This is a genomic window from Tsukamurella sp. DT100, assembly GCF_049844855.1.
Taxonomy (GTDB): domain Bacteria; phylum Actinomycetota; class Actinomycetes; order Mycobacteriales; family Mycobacteriaceae; genus Tsukamurella.
Window position 1 is genome coordinate 2185 of sequence record NZ_JBNCLV010000024.1, and the last position, 2814, is coordinate 4998.

Genomic DNA, 2814 nt, shown 5'->3' on the forward strand with positions numbered 1-2814 from the left:
GTGTGAGTGCCGCGGCTTCGGCGGTGTACTTGAGCCCCGCTACATTGTCGGCGCCCAGCCACTAGACCAGTGAGCTATTACGCACTCTTTCAAGGGTGGCTGCTTCTAAGCCAACCTCCTGGTTGTCTTCGCGACCGGACATCCTTTTCCACTTAGTACACGCTTAGGGGCCTTAGCCGGCGATCTGGGCTGTTTCCCTCTCGACTACGAAGCTTATCCCCCGCAGTCTCACTGCCACGTTCTCACTTACCGGCATTCGGAGTTTGGCTGACGTCAGTAACCTGTGAGGGCCCATCGGCCATCCAGTAGCTCTACCTCCGGCAAGAAACACGTGACGCTGCACCTAAATGCATTTCGGGGAGAACCAGCTATCACGGAGTTTGATTGGCCTTTCACCCCTACCCACAGCTCATCCCCTCAGTTTTCAACCTAAGTGGGTTCGGGCCTCCACAACATCTTACTGCTGCTTCACCCTGGCCATGGGTAGATCACTCCGCTTCGGGTCCAGACCCGGCGACTCAAACGCCCTATTCGGACTCGCTTTCGCTACGGCTACCCCCAGACGGGTTAACCTCGCCACCGAGCACTGACTCGCAGGCTCATTCTTCAAAAGGCACGCCATCACCCCACGATGAGGGCTCTGACGGATTGTAAGCACACGGTTTCAGGTACTATTTCACTCCCCTCCCGGGGTACTTTTCACCTTTCCCTCACGGTACTTGTCCGCTATCGGTCGCAAGGTAGTATTCAGGCTTACCGGGTGGTCCCGGCAGATTCACAGCAAATTCCACGGGCTCGCTGCTACTCGGGTATCCATCACAACAGGCACCACGTTTTCAGTTACGGGACTCTCACCCTCTCCGGCGGACCATTCCAGGCCACTTCACCTAACATGACACTTTCTTACTGCTGTCCAGCCAGGTAGAGCTGGAAAGATGAACCCCACAACACCACACACACAACCCCTACCCGGTATCACATGTGCATGGTTTAGCCTCATCCGCTTTCGCTCGCCACTACTCACGGAATCACTATTGTTTTCTCTTCCTGAGGGTACTGAGATGTTTCACTTCCCCTCGTTCCCTCCACACCGTCTATATATTCAACGGCGGGTAACACCACATGACTGGTGCTGGGTTTCCCCATTCGGAAATCCTCGGATCACAGCTCGGTTGACAGCTCCCCGAGGCATATCGCAGCCTCCCACGTCCTTCATCGGCTCCTTGCGCCAAGGCATCCACCGTGCGCCCTTAGACACTTACAACACACAAAACACACACCAAACACAAGACACAAACACTCTCGCATCAGCATATGCTCCATGACGAAGCGCCAAATAAAACACAACAAAATGCTTACACAGAAACATGTAAAATTACAGAAACATAACACAACAACCACACCAAACAGTGCGGCGTCATGTTGATGCTCGCGTCCACTATACAATTCTCAAACAACACACACCACCACACCGCCACCCACCCACACCCCGAAGGAGCGTGGTACGTGAGCGCTGACGCGCAGCAGCAACAGAAAGGACGTGTCCTCTCAGACACCCAACAGTGTGCCGACGAAACCCCCTCAACCGGACAAGCCGGCCACCAGGGCGATAAGAATTACCGTGTCAGTGTTCCACCCAATAATATGAGCAACCGCATCAGCCACATTCGAGCTGATCAACGGTACTATTGCTCCTTAGAAAGGAGGTGATCCAGCCGCACCTTCCGGTACGGCTACCTTGTTACGACTTCGTCCCAATCGCCAATCCCACCTTCGACAGCTCCCTCCCACAAGGGGTTAGGCCACCGGCTTCGGGTGTTACCGACTTTCATGACGTGACGGGCGGTGTGTACAAGGCCCGGGAACGTATTCACCGCAGCGTTGCTGATCTGCGATTACTAGCGACTCCGACTTCATGGGGTCGAGTTGCAGACCCCAATCCGAACTGAGACGCGCTTTAAGGGATTCGCTCCACCTCGCGGTATCGCAGCCCTCTGTACGCGCCATTGTAGCATGTGTGAAGCCCTGGACATAAGGGGCATGATGACTTGACGTCATCCCCACCTTCCTCCGAGTTGACCCCGGCAGTCTCTCACGAGTCCCCACCATTACGTGCTGGCAACATGAGACAAGGGTTGCGCTCGTTGCGGGACTTAACCCAACATCTCACGACACGAGCTGACGACAGCCATGCACCACCTGTATAGAAGGCACAAGGCAAACCGAATCTCTCCGGCGATCCTCTATATGTCAAACCCAGGTAAGGTTCTTCGCGTTGCATCGAATTAATCCACATGCTCCGCCGCTTGTGCGGGCCCCCGTCAATTCCTTTGAGTTTTAGCCTTGCGGCCGTACTCCCCAGGCGGGGTACTTAATGCGTTAGCTACGGCACGGATCCCGTGGAAGGAAACCCACACCTAGTACCCACCGTTTACGGCGTGGACTACCAGGGTATCTAATCCTGTTCGCTACCCACGCTTTCGCTCCTCAGCGTCAGTTACTGCCCAGAGACCCGCCTTCGCCACCGGTGTTCCTCCTGATATCTGCGCATTCCACCGCTACACCAGGAATTCCAGTCTCCCCTACAGTACTCAAGTCTGCCCGTATCGCCTGCAGGCCCGAGGTTAAGCCTCGGGTTTTCACAGACGACGTGACAAACCGCCTACGAGCTCTTTACGCCCAGTAAATCCGGACAACGCTCGCACCCTACGTATTACCGCGGCTGCTGGCACGTAGTTGGCCGGTGCTTCTTCTGTAGGTACCGTCACTTGCGCTTCGTCCCTACTGAAAGAGGTTTACAACCCGAAGGCCGTC

2 rRNA genes (1 of these 2 only partly in view) are annotated in these 2814 nt (G+C 55.4%); both read right to left on the reverse strand.

Annotated features, from left to right (window positions below):
• Positions 1-1264, reverse strand: a 23S ribosomal RNA gene (locus ACLQ3K_RS26365) (it extends 1920 nt beyond the left edge of the window).
• Positions 1265-1699: 435 nt separating this feature from the next.
• A 16S ribosomal RNA gene (locus ACLQ3K_RS26370) occupies positions 1700-2814 on the reverse strand; the annotation flags it as partial.